20 protein-coding genes, 1 tRNA gene and 1 pseudogene are annotated in these 20,753 nt (G+C 54.8%); 10 read left to right on the forward strand and 12 right to left on the reverse strand.

Features of this window, described 5'->3' with window-relative positions:
- Positions 1 to 24: 24 nt before the first annotated feature.
- A complete protein-coding gene (gene lipB / locus ACZ1HF_RS01700; RefSeq protein ID WP_472655882.1) occupies positions 25 to 669 on the reverse strand; it encodes a lipoyl(octanoyl) transferase LipB in 645 nt (214 codons plus the stop codon).
- A 142-nt stretch (positions 670 to 811) separates the two neighbouring features.
- On the opposite strand from lipB, the gene ACZ1HF_RS01705 reads away from it, so the two are divergent.
- Positions 812 to 898, forward strand: a tRNA-Leu gene (locus ACZ1HF_RS01705).
- Positions 899 to 956: 58 nt separating this feature from the next.
- Here ACZ1HF_RS01705 and ACZ1HF_RS01710 read toward each other — a convergent pair.
- The 6 genes from ACZ1HF_RS01710 to ACZ1HF_RS01735 form a co-directional block, all read right to left on the reverse strand.
- Positions 957 to 1,577, reverse strand: coding sequence for an ATP-dependent Clp protease proteolytic subunit (locus ACZ1HF_RS01710; RefSeq protein ID WP_472655883.1), 621 nt, complete (start codon positions 1,575 to 1,577; stop codon positions 957 to 959).
- Between the two features lie 103 nt (positions 1,578 to 1,680).
- On the reverse strand, positions 1,681 to 3,102 hold the full coding sequence (locus tag ACZ1HF_RS01715) for a nucleobase:cation symporter-2 family protein (RefSeq protein ID WP_472655884.1): 1,422 nt from the start codon (positions 3,100 to 3,102) through the stop codon (positions 1,681 to 1,683).
- A 45-nt stretch (positions 3,103 to 3,147) separates the two neighbouring features.
- Positions 3,148 to 3,627: an ureidoglycolate lyase gene (locus ACZ1HF_RS01720; RefSeq protein ID WP_472655885.1), complete on the reverse strand. Its 480-nt coding sequence runs from the start codon at positions 3,625 to 3,627 to the stop codon at positions 3,148 to 3,150.
- Complete coding sequence (locus ACZ1HF_RS01725) at positions 3,624 to 4,430, reverse strand: bifunctional allantoicase/(S)-ureidoglycine aminohydrolase (RefSeq protein ID WP_472655886.1); 807 nt, start codon at positions 4,428 to 4,430, stop codon at positions 3,624 to 3,626. The genes ACZ1HF_RS01720 and ACZ1HF_RS01725 overlap by 4 nt, the downstream gene beginning before the upstream one ends.
- A complete protein-coding gene (gene puuE, locus ACZ1HF_RS01730; RefSeq protein WP_472655887.1) occupies positions 4,427 to 5,845 on the reverse strand; it encodes an allantoinase PuuE in 1,419 nt (472 codons plus the stop codon). The genes ACZ1HF_RS01725 and puuE overlap by 4 nt, the downstream gene beginning before the upstream one ends.
- 84 nt (positions 5,846 to 5,929) lie before the next feature.
- Entirely contained in the window at positions 5,930 to 7,225 is a 1,296-nt protein-coding gene (locus tag ACZ1HF_RS01735) for a hypothetical protein (protein ID WP_472655888.1), read from the reverse strand.
- Between the two features lie 138 nt (positions 7,226 to 7,363).
- Between ACZ1HF_RS01735 and uraH the strand changes: the two genes are divergently transcribed.
- The 8 genes and pseudogenes from uraH to ACZ1HF_RS01775 all read left to right on the forward strand — a co-directional run bounded on the left by uraH (position 7,364) and on the right by ACZ1HF_RS01775 (position 14,816).
- Positions 7,364 to 7,696, forward strand: a complete 333-nt coding sequence (uraH, locus tag ACZ1HF_RS01740; RefSeq protein ID WP_472655889.1) for a hydroxyisourate hydrolase — start codon at positions 7,364 to 7,366, stop codon at positions 7,694 to 7,696.
- 44 nt (positions 7,697 to 7,740) lie between these two features.
- On the forward strand, positions 7,741 to 8,517 hold the full coding sequence (locus ACZ1HF_RS01745) for a DUF2189 domain-containing protein (RefSeq protein WP_472655890.1): 777 nt from the start codon (positions 7,741 to 7,743) through the stop codon (positions 8,515 to 8,517).
- A gap of 34 nt (positions 8,518 to 8,551) precedes the next feature.
- Positions 8,552 to 9,759: pseudogene (locus ACZ1HF_RS01750) on the forward strand (urate hydroxylase PuuD).
- A 204-nt stretch (positions 9,760 to 9,963) separates the two neighbouring features.
- On the forward strand, positions 9,964 to 10,467 hold the full coding sequence (locus tag ACZ1HF_RS01755) for a CoxG family protein (RefSeq protein WP_472655891.1): 504 nt from the start codon (positions 9,964 to 9,966) through the stop codon (positions 10,465 to 10,467).
- 70 nt (positions 10,468 to 10,537) lie between these two features.
- Positions 10,538 to 11,023: a (2Fe-2S)-binding protein gene (locus tag ACZ1HF_RS01760; RefSeq protein ID WP_472655892.1), complete on the forward strand. Its 486-nt coding sequence runs from the start codon at positions 10,538 to 10,540 to the stop codon at positions 11,021 to 11,023.
- A 55-nt stretch (positions 11,024 to 11,078) separates the two neighbouring features.
- On the forward strand, positions 11,079 to 13,442 hold the full coding sequence (locus ACZ1HF_RS01765; protein WP_472655893.1) for a xanthine dehydrogenase family protein molybdopterin-binding subunit: 2,364 nt from the start codon (positions 11,079 to 11,081) through the stop codon (positions 13,440 to 13,442).
- Between the two features lie 13 nt (positions 13,443 to 13,455).
- Entirely contained in the window at positions 13,456 to 14,238 is a 783-nt protein-coding gene (locus tag ACZ1HF_RS01770) for an FAD binding domain-containing protein (RefSeq protein ID WP_472655894.1), read from the forward strand.
- 326 nt (positions 14,239 to 14,564) lie between these two features.
- Positions 14,565 to 14,816: a hypothetical protein gene (locus ACZ1HF_RS01775; RefSeq protein ID WP_472655895.1), complete on the forward strand. Its 252-nt coding sequence runs from the start codon at positions 14,565 to 14,567 to the stop codon at positions 14,814 to 14,816.
- A gap of 704 nt (positions 14,817 to 15,520) precedes the next feature.
- Here the strand turns inward: ACZ1HF_RS01775 and ACZ1HF_RS01780 are convergent.
- From ACZ1HF_RS01780 to ACZ1HF_RS01800, 5 genes are all read right to left on the reverse strand, one after another.
- A complete protein-coding gene (locus ACZ1HF_RS01780) occupies positions 15,521 to 16,360 on the reverse strand; it encodes a metal ABC transporter permease (RefSeq protein ID WP_472655896.1) in 840 nt (279 codons plus the stop codon).
- Complete coding sequence (locus tag ACZ1HF_RS01785) at positions 16,357 to 17,202, reverse strand: metal ABC transporter permease (RefSeq protein ID WP_472655897.1); 846 nt, start codon at positions 17,200 to 17,202, stop codon at positions 16,357 to 16,359. The genes ACZ1HF_RS01780 and ACZ1HF_RS01785 overlap by 4 nt, the downstream gene beginning before the upstream one ends.
- Positions 17,199 to 18,056, reverse strand: coding sequence for a manganese/iron ABC transporter ATP-binding protein (locus ACZ1HF_RS01790; RefSeq protein ID WP_472655898.1), 858 nt, complete (start codon positions 18,054 to 18,056; stop codon positions 17,199 to 17,201). The genes ACZ1HF_RS01785 and ACZ1HF_RS01790 overlap by 4 nt, the downstream gene beginning before the upstream one ends.
- The gene (locus ACZ1HF_RS01795) at positions 18,057 to 18,908 is read right to left on the reverse strand and encodes a metal ABC transporter substrate-binding protein (RefSeq protein WP_472658956.1); all 852 of its coding nucleotides are present in this window, start codon (positions 18,906 to 18,908) and stop codon (positions 18,057 to 18,059) included. It lies immediately after the preceding gene.
- Between the two features lie 518 nt (positions 18,909 to 19,426).
- Positions 19,427 to 19,945 (reverse strand): DUF4329 domain-containing protein, encoded by a 519-nt coding sequence (locus tag ACZ1HF_RS01800; protein ID WP_472655899.1) that lies wholly within the window; start codon positions 19,943 to 19,945, stop codon positions 19,427 to 19,429.
- Between the two features lie 72 nt (positions 19,946 to 20,017).
- Here ACZ1HF_RS01800 and ACZ1HF_RS01805 point away from each other — a divergent pair, with 72 nt between their 5' ends.
- Positions 20,018 to 20,704 (forward strand): fumarylacetoacetate hydrolase family protein, encoded by a 687-nt coding sequence (locus ACZ1HF_RS01805; RefSeq protein WP_472655900.1) that lies wholly within the window; start codon positions 20,018 to 20,020, stop codon positions 20,702 to 20,704.
- The last annotated feature ends 49 nt before the right edge of the window (positions 20,705 to 20,753 follow it).

The raw sequence follows: 20,753 nt of genomic DNA on the forward strand, positions 1-20,753 counted from the left end.
CGGACCCAGACACACGCCTTTGGGTTAGAAAATGGTCGTGAACGTGCGTTTTAAAGCGTTGTCCAGATCATCCATGGTGACAGGAAGCCCCAGATCAACAAGGGACGTCACCCCATGATCCGAGATACCGCAGGGAACGATTCCGCTAAAATGGTTCAGATCAGGTTCTACATTGATCGATAGCCCATGGAAGCTGACCCATTTTCGCAGGCGCACGCCAATCGCGGCGATCTTGTCTTCAGCAGGGCTGCCATCGGGCAGGGGCGGCTTTTCCGGGCGCGCGACCCAGACACCCACGCGACCCTCGCGCAATTCGCCAGTCACGTTAAATTCGGCCAGTGTTGTGATCACCCAAGCCTCAAGGTTTTGGACAAATTTGCGCACATCACGCCCGCGCCGGTTCAGATCCAGCATGACATAAACCACCCGCTGGCCCGGCCCATGATAGGTATACTGCCCGCCACGCCGTGTTTCATACACAGGGAAGCGGTCGGGATCGGTCAGATCTTGCGGCTTGGAAGATGTTCCTGCGGTATAAAGCGGCGGATGTTCCAGAAGCCAGATACATTCCTCTGCTTCACCAGCTTGAATAGCAGCTGCGCGTGTCTCCATCTCGGTCACGGCGGAGGGGTAGTCGATGAAGCCGTCTGAGGTGAGCCAAGTGACCATGGATCTGCCTTTGCAAGTGTCTGCGCAAGCCATGGCATATTCTGCGCATGGGTGACAACGCATAGGGACGTGTACAGGGCCGTTTTTTCGCTTCACATCGCAGAGCCTTGCGGCTAAACAACGCCAAATCAGCCTATGACTTGCGGTCGTGGCGGAATTGGTAGACGCGCAGCGTTGAGGTCGCTGTTCTGTAACAAGAGTGAGGGTTCGAGTCCCTCCGACCGCACCAGAAGACTTTCCAGATATTCATCGATTTTCTAGTGGTACAAAGAGACAGGCTTATGTCTTCACCGCAATTCATCAACTGATCGGATCATCTGCCCCACAAGGCCGTAATCCAATGCCTCTTTGGTGGTCAGCCAGAAATCACGAGCGGTATCGGTGGCGATCTTCTTTTCGGTTTGGCCGGTGGCTTCGGCAAAGAGTTTGTCGAAACGTGCTCGCATGATGCGAATCTGTTCGGCTTGAATTTGCATGTCGCTGACTTGCCCGCCGATACCGCCAGAGGGTTGGTGCAACAAAAAGCGGGTGTTCGGCAGGCAATAGCGATTTTCCTTTGCTGCGCCGACAAAGATCAGCGCGCCAGCACTTGCAACCCAACCTGACCCGATAGTGCGCACCTTTGGGCGGATATATTTGATCACGTCATGCACCATGTCGCCGGACTCCACATGGCCGCCGGGGGACGAGATCAGTACATTGATCGGGTCGTCGCTATCTTCGGCCAATGCCAGCAGATGGGTAACGGCGCGCTGGGCAAGCTTGTCATTGATCTCGCCCGTCAAAACCACATTGCGACTTTTGAAAAACAGAGTTGCGATCTGTCCGCCGCTCTCGGATTCAGAACGGGTATTGGTGTCGTCTAGCATCTGAGTGTTCATAGCGCGGCCTTTCAATCTACTGATCATCCAATATGCAGCCAAGCTATGGACAGTCTTTGAGGATGTCCATGTCGGCATTGACGCAAACGCCCCCGTTACCGCAAGGGGGCGTTTAGCAAACGCATCGGGATTACGATCCCGTATCGCGGCCTGAAAATCCGCCGGATAGCTCGTCCGTTGCTTCGTCAGACAGCTCTTGCGGTAAAACAAGGTTCAGCACGATTGCGATAACTGCGGCGGGCAGGAGGCCGCTGGTCATCAGAATCCGGGCAGCGTCAGGCAGATATTGTACGGCTTTCGGATCCAGTTGCAGGCCTAGTCCGATGGACAATGCAATCGCGAAGATGACCATATTGCGGCGGTTCCAATGAACCTCTGACAGCATCGAGACTCCGGCGGCGACGACCATACCAAACATGACGATGACCCCACCGCCCAAAACTTCGATTGGGATGGTGCGAATGATCGCGCCGACTTTGGGGATCAATCCGCACAGGATCAGAAACAGCGCGCCTATTGTGACAACATGACGGCTCATCACGCCGGTTATGGCTATAAGACCTACATTTTGGCTAAAGGATGTATTCGGAAAACCGCCAAAGATACCTGCAACGGCGCTGCCAACCCCGTCTGCATAAGTCGCCCCCTGAATTTCGGTATCTGTTGCCTCGCGTCCGGCACCGCCTTTTGTGATGCCGGACACGTCCCCCACAGTCTCGACCGCCGAGACAAAGGCCATCAGACAGAATCCCACGATGGCGGCAAAGCTGAATTCGAAACCGTATTTGAATGGGATGGGCAGTTGGAACACCGCGGCGCGGTTCCAGCTTGTACTGATGGCCTCAAACGTGATGATGCCGACCATCAGGGCATAGAGGTAGCCTACAAAAATGCCGATCACCACAGCCGAGACTGACAGCATGCCATCTGCAAAGAATTTCAGGCCAAGCGTGACGAAGATAACGACCAATGCAGCGGACCAGTTCAACAGACTGCCGTATTCCGGTTGATCAATGGCTGGCACGCCACCAGCAGCATATTGGATGCCGACTTTTACAAGTGCCAAACCGATCATAGTCACAACAAGGCCGGTCACAAGCGGCGGCAGAGCGAATCGTATTTTACCTATAACTGTGCCAAGTGTTGCGTGAAACAATCCACCAACCAGCACGCCGCCAAAGAGAGCAGGCAGGGCCTCGACCCCTTTGCCTGCGACCAGCGGGATCATTATCGGAATGAAGGCAAAGGATGTGCCCTGGACGATTGGCAGGCGTGCGCCGACCGGTCCGATCCCGATGGTTTGAAACAACGTAGCAATGCCTGCAAACAGCATCGACATCTGGATCAGGTATGTCATATCAGGAAAACCCTGCGCGCCTGCGTCAGAGCCAAAGCCAAACCCCGCAGCACCCGAGATGATGATGGCGGGTGTGATGTTTGAGACGAACATCGCCAGAACGTGCTGAATGCCCAAAGGGACTGCCTTGTGCAGCCCAGGGGTATAGTTGGGATCGCGCAGTTGCTCTGGCGTGCCGATGGATAAAGCGTTCATTGTGTGGTCCCCGTTATTGTTCAACTTTCTTGCGGGGCTTTTCAGTCAGTCCCGTGTGATGGTCACTGGTGTCTCTAACCAATGCTCCTGCAGATTATCTCCGTCCCCGATGCGGTCGATCACCGCAAATAGCCCCGGCGCGTGCAGAGGTGTCAGCACACCATGCCACGTGCCACGGTGGAAGTTGATGGCCTGCCCCGGCGTACTGAGAAAGGCGTGTATCTTCCCCGGTCGGTCGCCTGCATTTTCAGCAGTAATGATCAGAAATTCATCGAGACTCATCGGGATAAACGCTTGTGATCCCCTGGGATGCCGCTCCAGCAGGTCCAGCGTGTAGGGCAGGTTGCGCGGTTGCGCCTGAAACAGGCTTACGCCTGCGTGACCATCAGTGAAATCCAGTTTGGCGCGGTCATGAAAACGACCGCAGAGCCCCTGATTGATCAGCTTGTCGGGATCGCCATTGCAGTCCAGTACATCACCAAAAAGGGCGAAGCGCTGCGCGGTGAGGGGCTGTGCAGTGATCATAGGGCTGGATGGCGGTTGACATCTTTGTAAAGTAAATAGCGGAAGGGCGCGTCCCCTGTTGCCTCGCAGGCTTGCGGGCAGAATGCGCGGAGCCACATGAAATCACCGGGGCCGACATCGACCCAATCCTTGTTCAGCAAGTAACGTGCAGTGCCTTGCAGCACGTATAGGCCATGTTCCATAACATGCGTTTCGGCAAAGGGAATACGCCCGCCGGGCTGGAAGGTCACGATATTGATATGCATGTCATGGCGCATATCTGACGGGTCCACGAAACGGGTGGTGGCCCAAAGGTCGGTTTCCGGCATGGGCGATGGGGCAGTATTCTGATCGCTGGTGACAAATGCCTCGGGCGGATCGATTCCATCTTCCGGTTCATACCGCTTGCGGATCCAGTGGAATTTTAGCGGCATGTCTGCGCTGTTGAGAACATACCATTCGGTCTGTGGCGGCACATAGGCATAACTGCCAGCCGTCAGGGTGTGACTGTCGCCATTGATGATCAGCGTCATGGTGCCCTCTGCAACAAATAACCCAGCCTGCGCAAAGGGGTCCGGCTCGGGGCGGGAAGACCCACCGCCCGGTGCCACCTCGACGGCATATTGGGCGAAGGTTTCGGCAAAGCCGGACAGGGGGCGGGCAATAATCCACGCGCGCGTATTGTTCCAATGGGGCAGGTTGGATGTAACGATATCAGTCATCACATCCGCTGGAATAAAGGCGTAGGCATCAGTGAAGATTGCGCGACCTTCGGGGGATTGTGATTGAGGCGGCAGCCCGCCTTTTGGGAAAGCGTAGCTCATTGATCCTCCGGCAGCAGATCGGCCAGCCGCAAATAGGCAATGCGTTCGACCTGTTTACAGGCCTCGATGAATTCGGTCTGGCTGTCATTGTTTATCCGCCGCCGGAAGGCTTCAAGGATCGAAGGTTTGTCATAATCCCGTACAGCTATAATAAAAGGAAATCCGTGCTTTACGGTGTATTCCTCATTTAGGTTTATAAAAGTCTGACGTTCTTCATCCGTCAGCGCATTCAGCCCGGCGCCAGCTTGTTCGGCGGTGCTTTCGGCAGTCAGGCGTTTTGCGTCCGCCAGCTTGCCTGCTAGGTCGGGATGCGCGTCTAGAACTTCCAGTCGTTTGGTGTCAGATGCAGCTCGGAAGATACGCGACAGTGCATTATGCAAGCCCTTGGCGCTGTCATGGGCGGGGCCCAGCTCCAGCTCCCATGCGCCTTTGGCAATCCAGGGGGAGTGCTCAAAGATGCCACCATAGGCGGCAACAAACGTGTCTTTGTTCATGGCAGAGGGGCGGGTGCGCGGCCCTGGTGGATGGGTTTCAGTCCAATGGCGGGCGATGTCGATGCGGCGCGCGAACCAGACGCCTTCATGGCTTTGCGCATAGTCCAGAAAACGCTTCAGCGCCATGACCCGTCCGGGCCGTCCGATCAGGCGGCAATGCAAGCCTATCGAAAGCATTTTGGCCGCGCCATCCTGACCTTCGGCGTAAAGAGCGTCAAAACTGTCGCGCAGATAGGTTTCGAACTGATCACCTGCATTGAACCCTTGCGGTGTGGCAAAGCGCATGTCGTTGCAGTCAAGCGTGTAGGGCACCAACAATTGCCAACGGTTCTTATGGCGCAGGTAATAGGGCAGGTCGTCGGCGTAGCTGTCGGCGATATAGTCAAAGCCGCCATGCTCAGACACAAGCTCGACCGTGTTGTCAGAGCAACGCCCGGTATACCAGCCACGCGGAGCTTCGCCTGTGATTTCTGTGTGCAGGGCAACTGCGCGTTTCAGGTGGTCGCGTTCCTCATCCTTGGACAAATCCCTGTAATCGATCCACTTCAATCCGTGGCTGGCGATTTCCCACCCGGCTTCTTGCATGGCGGCGACCTGTTCAGGGCTGCGTGCTAAGGCTTCGGCAACGCCGTAGACGGTGATGGGCATGTCTTTCAGCAAACGATGAAGGCGCCAGAACCCGGCCCTTGCACCGTATTCGTAAATCGATTCCATATTCCAGTGTCGCTGACCGGGCCAGGGGGCAGCCCCGACAATTTCGGACAGAAACGCTTCGGACGCGGCATCCCCGTGGAGAATATTATTTTCGCCGCCCTCCTCATAGTTCAGAACAATCTGCACAGCGATCTTGGCTCCATCGGGCCAACGCGGGTCCGGAGGCGTTGGGCCGTAGCCTCGCATATCTCTTGGGTATCTGTTCACAGCTTCATCCTAACGCGTCGCTATTGGCCACGAAAGGGGCATGGCTGCCAAGGTGTTTTCGCAAAATTTTTCGCAACGCGCGATTTAGCTGTTGTTTTGATCAGGCCTGATCATCCGGACACCGTCCGGCGTGAACTTGATTCTAGCCCCCGCCTTGAGGTCGTCGTGGTATAAGCCTGACAAGATCCACAGCAATTCTGTTTCCCGCTTTTTGAACCCTTCTGTGGGCAGATGGGTGAGAAAACGATCTGCCAATGTACGACAGATTTTACGCAACTCATTCCGTTTGTTAATACGATCCCGACTGAAAACTTCATGCCAGATCATTGGGATGCCATTATCGCTGAATTCATGAATTGCGAAGATAAGTTGCATGGCACGTGTTGCAGGATCTTTATCTTTGCTGATGCGATCACACACACCTTGCTCAAATAAATCCAGATCAAGCAGGTCCAGCGCATCGTCTTCATAACTGAGCGCTGTTGCATAGAATGCCGCATAGGCTGCTGCGCCGGCAACGCTTTTGGTGCGCTCCGTGGCAAGACGAGCCTCTTGTTCCAGTGTTTGGTAATCGCCGAACCAACGGGGCAGAACATGAAACGCATAAGCCCGATGGGGGTGTTGGTTTGAAATATCCAGATCGGACCATGTCTGATATTCTGTGCGCGCGCTTTCAATTCCGTCTGTCGTGGCTGCAACAAGCTGAAAATGTACCCGCGCCAGAAGCGGTGAACTCAGCTCAGCCGGATCGAAGCGCGCCAAAAGTGTTGCTGCGGTTTCAAAGCTGCGCAAAAGTTCGTCCCAGCCTTCTTCTGTGACCTCATGGCTCCAGCCTCCTCCACGGGCGACCCAGCCTCGATCAATATGTATCTGAGCCAAAAGCGCTGTCAGTATGTAATTGCTGGGATCAGCTTCATATGCGGCCTGAACGCGGGCCAATGCGCCATCTGGGATCATGTAATAATCTTCAAAATTGCACATATTTGGAGGGTAGATTTCATCCGCCAGATGTACGCGCAACGCATCAAGCGCCATATCCATGTAGCCCGTTCCGAAATCTGTAGAAGCCCGCGTTTTATCCCAGTCGGCGATACGGTTTGTCAGTTCGCGCCAATCATTAACGTCAATCAGGTCTTCGATCAGTTTCCGCACTTTCTTGAACTCTGCGGTTTCGTTCGAAGCAGGCTTGCGGACAGACGCAAAATATTCAGTATTTTGTTCATTATCCAGAGTAAGAGCATTGCCATCCCGAAAAGTTGAGATGACCCATCTTGGCGCAAATACAAGACAAATTGGCATGAACAGAAAGCCGATACCTGTCAGTGCGATATCACCGGCGCTTTGTGAAAAACTAATAGTTTTGGTTTTGGATGACATCATGGCCTCAATCGGAAAAATAAAGATAGGCCGACCAAAAGAATATGGTCGTGATATGGCAGGAATGTGCTTTTATTAGTGTTTGCACCCGAGCATGGCTTGAGGTGAACTGTATCTGCAATTTGAAAACGAGGAAGCGCCATGGGCTATCTGACGACGCATATTCTGGACACCGCAAAGGGCTGTCCGGCGGCCGGGATCGAAATATCGCTTTATCGTGTGTCCGGTAATTCGCATCGCAAAATTGCCAGCGCTGTGACCAACGCAGATGGTCGAACAGATGCTCCGATCCTACCGCCAGACGCCTTCAAGACAGGGGCGTATGAGCTGATCTTTCATACTGCGCCATATCTGGGGGACGCCGCGAGCTTTCTGGGTGAAATCCCGATCCGTTTTATGATGAGCGAAGATGATCATTATCACGTGCCATTGCTGCTGAGCCCGTTCGGGTATTCGACCTACAGGGGCAGTTGATCGAGATCATTGCCCTTCTTCGTGACTGCGGGAAAGCTAAGGCCATGACAGATCAGATTGAAGAACCCTCGGCACAGCCGACTATCGGCACGGTCACTTTGGCCGAGTTGTTTGTTGTGTTGAAGGCCGGCTGGCATGATTTCCGCCGCGCACCGTTGTTTGGGCTGTTCTTCAGCAGCTTTTATGTGATTTGCGGGCTGTCGCTCACCTTGCTGGGGGCCGGTAGCTTTACCTGGACCCTTGTGCTGTCGCTTGGGTTTCCGCTGGTGGCCCCATTCGCAGCCGTTGGTTTGTATGAAGTCAGCCGCCGTCTGGAATGTGGCGATCCGCTGGCATGGTCCGAGATTTTGGCCGTCGTCTGGCGAGAACGCGGGCGGCAATTGCCGTGGATCGGTGCGATCATCCTGATCATTTTCTTGTTCTGGAGCTTCTTTGCCCATATGTCGCTGGCATTGTTCTTGGGGCAGATGACGCTGACCAATATCTCGACCTCATGGGAGGTGTTCAACACCCCAAGCGGTTTGATGTTGATTGCGTTCGAACTGGTCACAGGTGGGTTGGTCGCGTTGTTGGTTTACGCGATTACAGTGGTTTCGATGCCGTTGCTTTTGGATCGGGAGATGGATTTTGTGACCGCTATGCTGATTTCGATGCGGGTTGTAGCGCGCAATAAACGGGTTTTGCTGGTTTGGGCTGCCATCATTGCGATACTGGTTTTTGTGGCAATGCTACCGCTGTTTTTGGGGTTGCTGCTGATTTTGCCTGTGCTGGGACATGCAACATGGCATCTGTATCGGCGGGCGTTGTATTTCCCGGTCTAGACGTTCAAAACTACCCAAAACAAAAGGGGCGCGGATGTTTGAACTTGCGATCATGTGGGACTGGTTGGCCTTTGCAGTGCGCTGGCTGCATGTGATCACTGCGATTGCATGGATCGGGTCATCTTTCTACTTCATCGCACTTGATCTGGGTCTGAACCGTGACATCCATGGTCCCGCAGATGGCGAGGAATGGCAGGTCCATGGCGGAGGTTTTTATCATATTCAGAAATATCTGGTCGCGCCTGCGCAAATGCCAGAGCATCTGACGTGGTTCAAATGGGAAAGCTATGCCACGTGGCTATCCGGCTTTGCGATGTTGGCAGTGGTCTATTGGGCAGGGGCAGAGCTTTATCTGATTGATCCGAATGTGGCTGATCTCGCGCTTTGGCAGGCGATTGCGATTTCCTTCGGCTCGCTGATCATTGGTTGGGTGATCTATGATCAACTCTGCAAATCCCCTTTGGCCCAGAATCCAACGCTCTTGATGGTGCTGCTTTTTGGCGTGCTTGTGGCGATAAGCTGGGGATACACGCAGGTTTTCACAGGTCGGGCCGCGCTTTTGCATCTGGGTGCTTTTACGGCAACGATCATGACAGCGAATGTCGCGCATATCATCATCCCTAACCAACGGATCGTTGTTGCTGATTTAAAGGCGGGGCGGGTGCCGGATGCGAAATATGGCAAGATTGCCAAGCTGCGCTCGACCCATAACAACTATCTGACGCTGCCGGTTATCTTTTTGATGCTGAGCAACCATTACCCGCTGGCCTTTGCGACGCCCTATAATTGGCTGATTGCAGCGCTGGTCTTTCTGATGGGGGTGACGGTCCGGCATTATTTCAACACGATGCATGCACGCAAGGTCAGGCCAAACTGGACATGGGCGCTGACTGTTATTCTGTTTATCTGCATCATGTGGTTGTCTACAGCCCCGCCCCCGAAGAGAACGATACGGCAATGGGCCCAACGGCAACCCGATATGCGCAGGCCGCAGAGTTTGAACAAGTGCATGAGATCGTCTTGGGGCGGTGCTCTATGTGTCACGCTCGCGAACCGTTCTGGGATGGTATTCGCTGGGCGCCCAAGGGTGTCTATTTGGAAACCGAGGCTGATGTGGCGATTGCGGCCCGTCAGATATATCTGCAAGCGGGCGCAAGCCACGCCATGCCGCCTGCAAACCTGACTTTTATTGAACCCGAAGAACGTCAGGCTATTCGCATTTGGTATGAAGGCGCTAAATAAATAATCACCAAATATTGGGGTTCAAAGCTGTTTGTAGTTCATACTTTGGTATGGCGAAACGTCGAAGTTTTTCCGCTTTCAAAGATTTCCCTTGAGAAAAACCCGAACCTGTTCCAGCCTAAGCCATGGGGAACATACCGGCTGAGCCCGTGTTAAAGCATAGCTTCCTATCTGTTCTCTCTGGCAGGAATATTAAGGGGCGATATGGAACTGAAAGATCACCGCGACATTGCTGCAAGCCCAACCGAAGTTTGGGATGCTTTGCTGGATGCAGATGTTCTGAAAGCCTGCATTCCCGGCTGTGAAGAAATGACGGGTTCACCCGAGGAAGGCTTCGAGGCCGTGGTCGTCCAGAAAGTCGGACCGGTGAAAGCCAAGTTCAAAGGCGCAGTGTCGATCACTGACATGGTGCAGGGCGAAAGCTGCACTATATCAGGTGAGGGCAAGGGTGGGCCTGCGGGCTTTGCCAAAGGCGGGGCCGATATTAGGCTGGAACCTACCCAAGATGGGACGCGTCTGCATTATGAGGTTGAGGCCAAGGTTGGCGGCAAACTGGCTCAGCTTGGTAGTCGGATCATCGATGGCTTTGCCAAAAAGATGGCAGATCAGTTTTTCGAAAGATTTCAAACGGCCTTGGAAGGGCCAGCGGAAGAGACAGAAGATGGCGAGGAAAAGAAGAAAGGCTGGCTAAAGCGGTTGGTCGGCTAAGATGCGATCCGAAAGGCTGATTTCGGAACAAACATTCAGAACAATGGACGATGTTCAAGGGAGGACAAGTATGACCAAAGTATCAATGACCGTGAACGGCAAAGCCGTTTCGGGCAATGTTGAAGGGCGGACGCTTCTGTCAGGCTTTTTGCGCGATCAACTGCATCTAACGGGAACTCATGTGGGATGCGATACGTCGCAATGCGGGGCTTGCGTGGTGCATGTGAATGGTGAAGCGGTGAAGGCGTGCACAATGCTGGCAGGCGAAGCCGAAGGGGCCGAGGTCAAGACGATCGAAGGCATGGCCAATGCCGATGGTTCGCTGTCTGTGATCCAGCAGGCCTTTCAGGACCATCATGGGTTGCAATGTGGGTTCTGCACACCTGGTATGGTGATGTCTGCGGCAGCACTGCTGAAGGAAAACCCAAAACCGTCCGAGCAAGAAGTGCGCGAGTATCTGGAGGGCAACCTGTGCCGCTGCACCGGGTATCATAACATCGTCAAGGCGATCCTTGCGGCCAGCGGGCAAGACGTGCCGGCCATGGCTGCGGAATAAGCTGTGACAGCAGTGGGTCTGCCCACCAGCGTACAAATTATAAGGGAGAGATGAGATGCCAAAAGATGGAGGCATAGGCGCCAGCTCGAAGCGGCGCGAGGATGTACGGTTCCTAACAGGACAGGGCCGCTATACGGATGACATTAACCTGCAAAACCAAACATACGCGTATTTTCTGCGCTCGGATGTGGCGCATGGGGTGATTAATGGGATCGACACCGCGGCGGCGGCTGCGATGGATGGGGTAGTGCAGATATTCACCGCCAAAGACTTTGAAGGCGTTGGGGGCATTCCTTGTGGCTGGCAGGTGACGGACCGCTTCGGCGAAGCGATGCAAGAGCCCAAGCACCCGGTTTTGGCCGAAGGCAAGGTGCGCCATGTTGGCGACCCGATTGCCGTAGTGGTGGCTGAAAGCCTGGAACAGGCCCGCACAGCGGCTGAGGCCATCGAGGTGGATATTTCTGAATTGCCGGTCGTGATGGATATGAAAGAGGCTGTCAAAGACGGTGCCACCAAAGTGCATGACGATCTTACATCGAACCTCTGTTACGATTGGGGCTTCGTCGAGGAAAACCGCGATGCGGTGGATGCGGCCATCAAGGGAGCGCATCATGTGACGACGCTGGAGCTGGTGAACAATCGTCTGATCGCTAACCCGATGGAACCGCGCGTGGCCGTGGGGGATTGGAGTGCAGGCACTGATGATTACACGCTCTACACAACCTCCCAGAACCCCCATGTGATCCGGCTTTTGATGGGCGCATTTGTGTTAGGCATCCCGGAACACAAGCTGCGTGTTGTGGCCCCCGATGTAGGCGGCGGGTTTGGCTCTAAGATTTACCATTACGCGGAAGAGGCGTTTTGCACATTTGCCGCCAAACAGGTGCGCAGGCCCGTGAAATGGACATCCAGCCGGTCCGAGGCGTTTATGTCCGATGCCCATGGCCGTGATCACGTCACCAAGATCGAGCTGGCGATGGATGAACAGGGCAAGTTCCTTGCGCTGCGCACGGATACCTATGCAAATATGGGCGCGTATCTGTCGACTTTTGCGCCGTCTATTCCCACGTGGCTGCATGGCACTTTGATGGCAGGGAATTATACGACCCCGCTCATCTATGTGAACGTCAAAGCGGTGTTTACCAACACGGTGCCGGTAGATGCCTATCGTGGCGCAGGGCGGCCCGAGGCGACGTTCCAGCTGGAACGTGTTATCGACAAAGCGGCCTATGAGATGGGCATTGATCCGGTAGAATTGCGCAGGCGTAATTTTATCACTGAATTCCCCTATGCGACGCCTGTTGCCGTGGAATATGACACCGGCGATTACAACGCCACGATGGACAAGCTGCTGGAGTTAGCGGATCGTGACGGCTTCCCGGCGCGTCGCGCCGAAAGCGCCAAGCACGGTAAGCTGCGCGGCCTTGGGATCGCGCATTACATCGAGGCGTGCGGGATTGCTCCGTCAAATCTTGTGGGCCAGCTTGGCGCGCGGGCAGGGCTCTATGAAAGCGCGACTGTGCGGGTCAACGCGACCGGTGGCCTAGTGGTCATGACCGGATCGCACAGCCACGGGCAAGGGCATGAAACGTCTTTTGCGCAGGTTGTCGCGGACATGATCGGCATAGATGAGAATATGGTCGAGGTTGTTCATGGCGACACGGCCAACACGCCGATGGGCATGGGCACCTATGGTTCACGTTCCATCGCGGTGGGTGGTTCAGCCATGGTCCGCGCAACCGAGAAGATCATCAACAAAGCCAAGAAGATTGCGGCACACCTGCTTGAAGCTTCTGAAGGGGATATCGAGCTGAAAGACGGCGCGTTCAGCGTTGCGGGCACGGATAAATCCGTGGCTTGGGGTGATGTGACCTTGGCCGCTTACGTGCCGCACAACTATCCGCTGGAAGACATCGAGCCGGGGCTGGAGGAAACCGCGTTCTACGACCCGGCCAACTTCACCTACCCTTCGGGCGGGTATGCCTGTGAGGTCGAGGTCGATCCAGAGACCGGCAAGGTCGATGTGCTGGCTTTCCACGCGGCCGATGATTTTGGCAATATCATCAATCCAATGATCGTAGATGGTCAGGTGCAGGGCGGTCTTGCGCAGGGTATCGGGCAGGCTTTACTTGAAAACTGCGCCTATGATGATCAAGGCCAGCTGCTGAGCGGGTCTTACATGGATTACACCATGCCACGGGCCGGTGACGTGCCGATGTTCTCGGTCGATCATAGCTGCGTGACGCCGTGTACGCACAACCCGCTGGGCGTAAAGGGCTGTGGCGAAGCCGGGGCCATCGGGTCGCCTCCGGCTGTGGTCAATGCGGTGGTCGATGCACTGCGGGCGGCTGGCCATGATGTGACACATATCGATATGCCTTTGACCCCTGCGCGGGTCTGGGCGGCAATGAACGGCTGAGAAAGGAAAACTCATGTATAATTTCGAACTGGAACGGCCGAGCACAATTGCAGATGCTGTCAAAGCGCTGGGCAACGAAGACGCACAGGCATTGGGTGGTGGGCAGACCCTGATCCCGACGTTGAAACAAAGGCTTGCCTCCCCCGATGTTTTGGTCAGCCTGACCGGTATCGGCGAGATGGCGGGGATCTGCCATGATGATGACGGGCGGCTCTGCATTGGCGGGGCCACGGCCCATGCGGCTGTCGCGGCTGACAGTAGCTATCCGGGCCTGAGCGCGCTTGCGGCGCATATCGGTGATCCGGCGGTGCGCAACCGTGGCACGATTGGCGGATCACTTGCCAATAACGACCCGGCGGCCTGCTATCCGGCGGTGGTGTTAGGCTCAAACGCGACTGTTGTGACCAACACGCGGGACATCGCGGCGGATGATTATTTCCAGGGCATGTTCACGACAGCACTGGAAGAGGGCGAGATCATCACCGAGGTAAAATTCCCGGTTCCTGAAACGGCGAACTATCAGAAATTCGTCCAGCCTGCGTCACGCTTTGCGCTTGTGGGTGTGTTTGTGGCAAAATTCTCTGACGGGGTGCGTGTAGCGATCACCGGAGCCTCGGAAAGCGGCGTGTTCCGATGGAGCGAAGCTGAAGCGGCGCTGTCGTCTGATTTCTCAAGCGATGCGATTGCGGGTCTGTCATTGAGCGGCTCCGGCATGATCAGCGATTTGCATGGTACAGGCGATTACCGGGCGCATATTGCGAAGGTAATGACCGGGCGGGCTGTCGACGCTTGCTGAGTTTATGTGCTGATTACAAAGGGCCCCGCGTTATTGCGGGGCTTTTTTTGTAGAAGAATGACGGGTTTGAGCCCATTTTTCCGAATTTCTGCGATGTAGCTCATGTCTGCTGTAACAGTAGCGCCAAAAACCTTCATCAGCCCCTGAGGTTTTGAATGGGGTTTGAGACAGCTTCAAATGGGATGGCTTGGAGAAATTCCAGAAAGGAGTGTTTTGGGAACGAGCATCGCTGTCACACTCAACATAAAATGCGTTAGGGAGACCTATTATAAACGTCACCGTGCAGCAAATCTATGTTATCAGTCCTAAAAACGGATGTTGAAACTATGAAAAAAATTATAGCTACAGCCATGATGGTTGTATTAGGCAGTAGCGCTTATGCTCAAAGTGAAGCCGACCTTAAAGAGATGAGCGCAACAATAATCAATCTCAATGGCTATTTATGTGCGCGTGTAATTTCAATTACTCCTACATCTACATCTGATGTTTGGCGCGTAAGTTGCGTTGAAAATCGGGATGGTACTGGACGTGCTTCGTATCTGATGAATGCAGCAACAGCTAGCGTTTCTCCAGGATAACATCATATGCGACCTCTAATAACTTTACTCATTCTATCATTCGCATCAACGCCTGAATCTTTGATTGCTGATACAACTCAGGCGGATGCTGAATATGTCTTGGTATGCCGCGCTTTTGCGGCATCTTTTGGAGGCTATAACCTAGAAATTGTCGAAGGCTTAACCGCTTCTGACGGTTACGCACGAGCCTCATACGTGAGGCCGTCAGATCGAACAAAGTGGGCGTACGCATGCAAATTTGAAGGTGATAGACTAATTTGGGCGGCTGATGAGAATGGGCGGCTCGGCAGGTGGCGCACCGAAGAGGATATTCGATACATCATCACGGAATCCAACGTAACTATTCGGCAAATTTGGAGCGACGGTTCAATGTCTGAGGATATTTACGAACGCTAATTTTTGCGAGCTATCCGTAACCTCCCAAAAATGACCGTTTGTGGAAGGGTTCGCAAAACCGGACATTGGTGCGCGTGAAGCGTAGGTCTGCAAAGTCCGCGTTGCCGACAGTAAGCATAGTAATGAAAATACCGCAATAACATCACTTGCCTTTGCGTTTTAGGCCTCCGAACGGATACTATGAACCAAGTCGCGTAATCCGTTTCTTTTTGTGCCTGTCCGTAGGAGAGATCATCAAATACCGTTTTCCAGATACAAAGGGTGATAGGTGCTCTGTGTTACGGCGCTCTGCAAAAATAATAGCTACATCACTCCAAATGCGTGGCTGTCGCGCGGCGGGCGTGCAGGTTTGCGCGGATGAAGGCGGCGATGAAAAGCGCGGTCATGATCAGAACGATTGTCGGGGCAGGGGCGCTGTCGAGGAAGAAGCTGGCATAGACGCCGGTGAAAGCCGAGAAGACAGCCACGCCCATAGCGGTCCATAGCATTGCGCCAAAGCGCCGGGTCAGCAGGAATGCGACGGCACCGGGGGCCACGAGAAAGGCGATGGCAAGGATGATGCCCACGGCCTTCAGGGCAGCGACGACCACCAGCGAGATGACTGCCAGCAGGCCGAAATGCAACCAGCGGACGGGCAGGCCGGTGGCGCGGGCTTGTTGTTCGTCAAAGGCATGCAACAGAAGGTCACGCCAGAGCAGCGCGATCAGGCCGGTGACCAGAACCGCTATGATGCCTGTGGTCCACATGTCTGACGGGCCAACGCCCAGCATGTTGCCAAACAGGATATGATCGAGATGCACGTCACTTTCGATCTTGGTGTAGAGCACGATGCCAAGCCCGAACATGCCCGAGAACACCACGCCCATCACCGTGTCGCGCTTGACGCGGGAGTTCTCGTCGATCCAGCCGGTCAGCAGGGCGCAGATCATCCCGGCGATGAAGGCCCCGACGGCTAGTGGCAGGCCGATGATATAGGCCAGCACCACGCCGGGCAGGACCGCATGCGAGATTGCATCGCCCATCAGCGACCAGCCCTTGAGGACCAGAAAGCAGCTGAGGAGCCCGGCAGGCACGGCAAGCATGACCGAGATCAGTAATGCGTTCACCATGAACGGGAACTGGAAGGGGAGGAGGAGCTCTTCCATCATAACGCCTCGGCCGCGCGGCGGCGGGCTGCGATCATCCCGTGTTTCGGGGCGAACAGGAAGGCCAGCGCGAAGACGCTGGTTTGCAGGCAGACGATCACCCCACCCGTGGCTCCGTCCAGGAAATAGCTGATATAGGCGCCGAAGAACGAGGTCAGCGCACCTATGGCGATACTGATCATCAACAGGCGCGGGAAGCGGTCGGTCAGCAGGTAGGCGGTCGCGCCGGGGGTGACGACCATGGCGATCACCAGAAACGCGCCCACGGTTTGCAGGGCAGCAACGGTGCAGGCGGATAGCAGGGTGAAGAAGATCACCTTCAGAAGATCAGGTTTCAACCCAATGGACCGGGCGTGGTTTTCATCGAAGAACGTGACCATCAGGTCTTTCCATTTCATCAACAGCACCGCCAGCGATACGAAACCTATGAGGGCCAGCTGCAACGTGTCAGAAGGTGATATGGCGAGGATATTGCCCAGAATGATTGTCTGGATATTGACTGAGGTTGGTGACAGGGAAACCATGAACAGCCCCAACCCAAAAAAGCTGGTGAAGATCAGGCCGATGATGGCGTCTTCCTTCAGGCCAGTGCGCTGGTTCAGAAACAGCATTGTGCCCCCCGCAAGCCCGCCCGCGAAGAACGCGCCAAGGGCGAAGGGCAGACCCAGCATATAGGCCCCGGCAACACCGGGCACGATGGAATGGCTGAGCGCATCACCGATCAATGACCAGCCTTTGAGCATCAGGTAGGCTGACAGAAACGCACAAACCCCACCCACAAGCGCCGAGACCCACATGGCGTTGGTCATATAGCCGTAGCTGAAGGGTTCCAGAAGGATGCTCACTCGGCCTTTTCCTTCTTGTCCTCGTCGTGGTGGTCATAGATGACAAACGGGCGTTCATCATCCGAGATGACTGTCAGGCGGCGGCCATCATCATCGTCGTGCAGGTCTTCGCCATGCATGACGAAGTGGCGCAGGACGCCCCCGAAGGCCAGTTCGAGGTTCTTTTGAGTGAAGATCTCGGACGTAAGGCCGTAGGCCAGGATGGTACCTTTGATCAGAATAGTGCGATCACAAAATTCCGGCACTGAGCCAAGATTATGGGTCGAGACCAGCATTACCCGGCCTTCGTCACGCATTTCACGCAGCAGTTTGATGATGGCGTCTTCGGTCTGTACATCAACGCCGGTAAATGGTTCATCCAACAAGATCACCTTGCTGTCTTGCGCCAATGCGCGGGCAAGGAAGACGCGTTTCTTCTGACCGCCGGACAGCTCTCCTATTTGGCGGTGGCGGAAGTCAAACATGCCCACACGTTTCAGTGCGGATGTGACAGCAGCGTGGTCGGCGGCGCGGGGCAGGCGCAGGAGCCCCATATGGCCGTAGCGGCCCATCATCACCACGTCCTCGACCAAAACCGGGAAGGACCAGTCGACCTCTTCCGATTGGGGAACATAGGCGACGGTATTGTTGTGCAACGCTTCTTTAACGCTGCCCCCGAGGATAGATATCTCGCCTTTGGCTGTAGGAATAAAGCCCATCAATGCTTTGAAAAGTGTAGATTTTCCGGAGCCGTTGACGCCTACCAAAGCGGCGATAGTGCCCTTTGGCAGCTCAAACGTAGCGTCGCGCAAGGCGGTGTGGCCGTTGCGATAGGTCACGGTAATATCACGCGCAGCGAGGCCAGAGGCAGGCATTTACTCAAGGCCTTTCAAGATGGTTTCGGACGTGACACGCAACAAATCAAGATAGGTGGGGACAGGGCCGTCTGGGCCACTGAGGCTATCCACATAAAGCGCGCCGCCATAGACAGCATTGGTTTCGCGCGCGACTTGCTGAGCAGGTGCGGCAGATACGGTGCTTTCCGAGAAAACCACCTTGATGTTGTTCTCGCGAACCGCATCGATTACCGCGCGAACCTGTTTCGGCGAGCCTTGGGCGTCGGCGTTGATGGGCCAGAGGTACAGCTCTTTCAGGGCGTAATCACGGGCGAGATAGGAAAATGCGCCTTCGGATGTAACCAGCCAGCGTTGATCCTCGGGCAGGGCAGCGATGGCGTCTTTCAAAGGTGCGATGGTTTCGGCGATCTGGGTTTTATAGGCTTCAGCATTTGCCTTGTAGCCTGCGGCATTGTGCGGGTCATTCTCGGCAAAAGCAGCGGCGATATTGTCCACGTAGATCAGGGCGCTTTCCAGTGACATCCAGGCATGGGGGTTGGGCTTGCCAGTGTAGGGGCCTTGCGAGATGCCCAAAGGCTCCACGCCGTCGCTGAGTACAACAGAAGGGACATCGCGCAGGTTGCGAAAGAATTGCTCGAACCACAGCTCAAGGTTAAGACCGTTCCAAAGGATCAGATCAGCATCCTGAGCGCGCAGGATGTCGCGGGGGGTCGGTTCATAATTATGAATCTCGGCGCCGGGTTTGGTGATGCTGTCAACCTCGGCCAGATCGCCAGCCACATTGCGCGCCATATCAGCAATGATCGTGAAGGTGGTAACAGCCTTAAACTTCTCGACCGCTTGTGCAGGGCTGATCAGGCCAATGAACATAAGACATAGGGCGATTTGGCGCAAAGCGGGCATGTTTAGTCCTCATACAATGACGTGCTTCAGAGGGAATATGAGCGTGTCCGGAGAGAAGTCAATGCAATTGCGACTTATTCGCAATTAATTATAAAAGGAGAATAGGTATGTAAGCCGACTGCGCAGGACATAGCTTGATGTGAGGCCTTCACCACCGTAATCATGCCGTGTTTTGCCGAGACGCTTGCTGTGGTTTATTAGGGAAGGGGACGGTATGCATCCGACCAAAAACAGGAAACAGCGCTTTGAAAAGATACATTGCCATCGCCCTGCTGTTCGGCCTAAGCGGCTTTTCGTTATTTATGTTTTATAACAGGTACTACATATGGCACCGCTGCTTTAACGAACTTGGCCGCTGCTATGATCCCGAAAACAAAGTGGTTTATCTAGAGCAAGGAGGTATTATCTGGGGCACCTCGGGCGTTGTGTTTGCGGGTTGGGCATTGTATTTGATCTTGCGGCGATCTACCAAGTAGTAGCAAGTCTTATCGCTCCATTCGACGTTTCAGCTGAGGCAGAGAATAAGAATTCCTCACCTTATCAGTGAGCAGTTTCTGGAACCTTGGATCGGCAGGCAGGCATCCTATGCCACAAATCTGGTGCGCCATACCCGTCTGGTAATCGATATGCCAGAACCTGCCGCCGGGGGTCGAAATGTAGCCGTCCACGCCTTCTTCCATATCCGCAAGAATGTCCCCGACAGAAGGGACTTCGGCATCCGCACGCCGGTCAAATGAACCATGGGTATGGAAGGATGCCAGTGGTTCGGTTGTTATTTTGACCTGTCTTGACTGGCAGGAATCGCGCAAGCCTTTTCGCGGTGGGGTTGCAATAATTTGCCCTTCCTTATTGCGCCCGATCGTCCCGCAATACTCCCGATTGGTCTTGAAAGATCGCAGTTGTGCCTCTTCCAGAACCTGCCGGGCTGCAGCCCGTATCAACGGGTCTTCAGCCCAAGCTGGCGCTGCCAAAACCATAGCTATCAGAGCGATTGGCATTTTCATCAGATGATCTCCGGCTTAGGGTGGAAACTGTAACCAGTGATGGACACGTAACATGCGAAAAGATACCTGCACATGCGCTATGTCATAAATTCGCCGACCCAGGTCAGTGTGCCTGTCTATGGACAGGACGGGCGGTTTCCGGTCCGACGGATTTTCTGTGTTGGGCGGAATTATGCAGCCCATATCCGTGAGATGGGAAATGATGAACGGGAACCGCCGTTCTTTTTCACCAAACCGGCGGATGCGGTGGTCGAAACCGGGCAGACGATCCCATACCCAATGCAAACCTCTGATCTGCATCATGAGGTAGAACTGGTTCTGGCAATCGGGCAGCATGGTACGGATATTCCTGCCAAGGCCGCGCTGGACCACGTTTGGGGCGCGTGCGTCGGGATCGACTTGACACGGCGTGATCTTCAGGCCGCTGCGAAATCGAAAGGGCGTCCGTGGGACATGGCCAAGGGGTTTGACCACTCCGCACCTATGGGGGCGTTGGTGCCGCTAACTGACATGCCGGATTTGGGGTCAGGGCGCATATGGCTCAGTGTCAATGGTGAGGTTCGTCAAGATGCGGATCTGGCCGATATGATCTGGCCCGCGGCTGATTGCATCGCCCATCTGTCGCGCAGCGTTGCCCTTGCGCCCGGTGATCTCATTATGACCGGCACACCGGCTGGGGTTGGACCCCTTGTGGCAGGTGATCATGTCAAAGCGGGCGTCGCTGGCGCGCCCGATCTAGGGATACACATCGATGGTTAGAGCCGCTGCTAGGTAAGTTTTTTAGAATTATTCTAAATAGTGCTTGGAT

Source organism: Litoreibacter sp. GN1-5 (assembly GCF_055693805.1).

Bases quoted from the DNA above. Each gene is read 5' to 3' on its own strand.
- lipB (WP_472655882.1), bottom strand. From the start codon at position 669: ATGGTCACTTGGCTCACCTCAGACGGCTTCATCGACTACCCCTCCGCC.
- ACZ1HF_RS01710 (WP_472655883.1), bottom strand. From the start codon at position 1,577: ATGATCAGTAGATTGAAAGGCCGCGCTATGAACACTCAGATGCTAGAC.
- ACZ1HF_RS01715 (WP_472655884.1), bottom strand. From the start codon at position 3,102: ATGAACGCTTTATCCATCGGCACGCCAGAGCAACTGCGCGATCCCAAC.
- ACZ1HF_RS01720 (WP_472655885.1), bottom strand. From the start codon at position 3,627: ATGATCACTGCACAGCCCCTCACCGCGCAGCGCTTCGCCCTTTTTGGT.
- ACZ1HF_RS01725 (WP_472655886.1), bottom strand. From the start codon at position 4,430: ATGAGCTACGCTTTCCCAAAAGGCGGGCTGCCGCCTCAATCACAATCC.
- ACZ1HF_RS01735 (WP_472655888.1), bottom strand. From the start codon at position 7,225: ATGATGTCATCCAAAACCAAAACTATTAGTTTTTCACAAAGCGCCGGT.
- uraH (WP_472655889.1), top strand. From the start codon at position 7,364: ATGGGCTATCTGACGACGCATATTCTGGACACCGCAAAGGGCTGTCCG.
- ACZ1HF_RS01745 (WP_472655890.1), top strand. From the start codon at position 7,741: ATGACAGATCAGATTGAAGAACCCTCGGCACAGCCGACTATCGGCACG.
- ACZ1HF_RS01755 (WP_472655891.1), top strand. From the start codon at position 9,964: ATGGAACTGAAAGATCACCGCGACATTGCTGCAAGCCCAACCGAAGTT.
- ACZ1HF_RS01760 (WP_472655892.1), top strand. From the start codon at position 10,538: ATGACCAAAGTATCAATGACCGTGAACGGCAAAGCCGTTTCGGGCAAT.
- ACZ1HF_RS01765 (WP_472655893.1), top strand. From the start codon at position 11,079: ATGCCAAAAGATGGAGGCATAGGCGCCAGCTCGAAGCGGCGCGAGGAT.
- ACZ1HF_RS01770 (WP_472655894.1), top strand. From the start codon at position 13,456: ATGTATAATTTCGAACTGGAACGGCCGAGCACAATTGCAGATGCTGTC.
- ACZ1HF_RS01775 (WP_472655895.1), top strand. From the start codon at position 14,565: ATGAAAAAAATTATAGCTACAGCCATGATGGTTGTATTAGGCAGTAGC.
- ACZ1HF_RS01780 (WP_472655896.1), bottom strand. From the start codon at position 16,360: ATGATGGAAGAGCTCCTCCTCCCCTTCCAGTTCCCGTTCATGGTGAAC.
- ACZ1HF_RS01790 (WP_472655898.1), bottom strand. From the start codon at position 18,056: ATGCCTGCCTCTGGCCTCGCTGCGCGTGATATTACCGTGACCTATCGC.
- ACZ1HF_RS01795 (WP_472658956.1), bottom strand. From the start codon at position 18,908: ATGTTCATTGGCCTGATCAGCCCTGCACAAGCGGTCGAGAAGTTTAAG.
- ACZ1HF_RS01800 (WP_472655899.1), bottom strand. From the start codon at position 19,945: ATGAAAATGCCAATCGCTCTGATAGCTATGGTTTTGGCAGCGCCAGCT.
- ACZ1HF_RS01805 (WP_472655900.1), top strand. From the start codon at position 20,018: ATGCGCTATGTCATAAATTCGCCGACCCAGGTCAGTGTGCCTGTCTAT.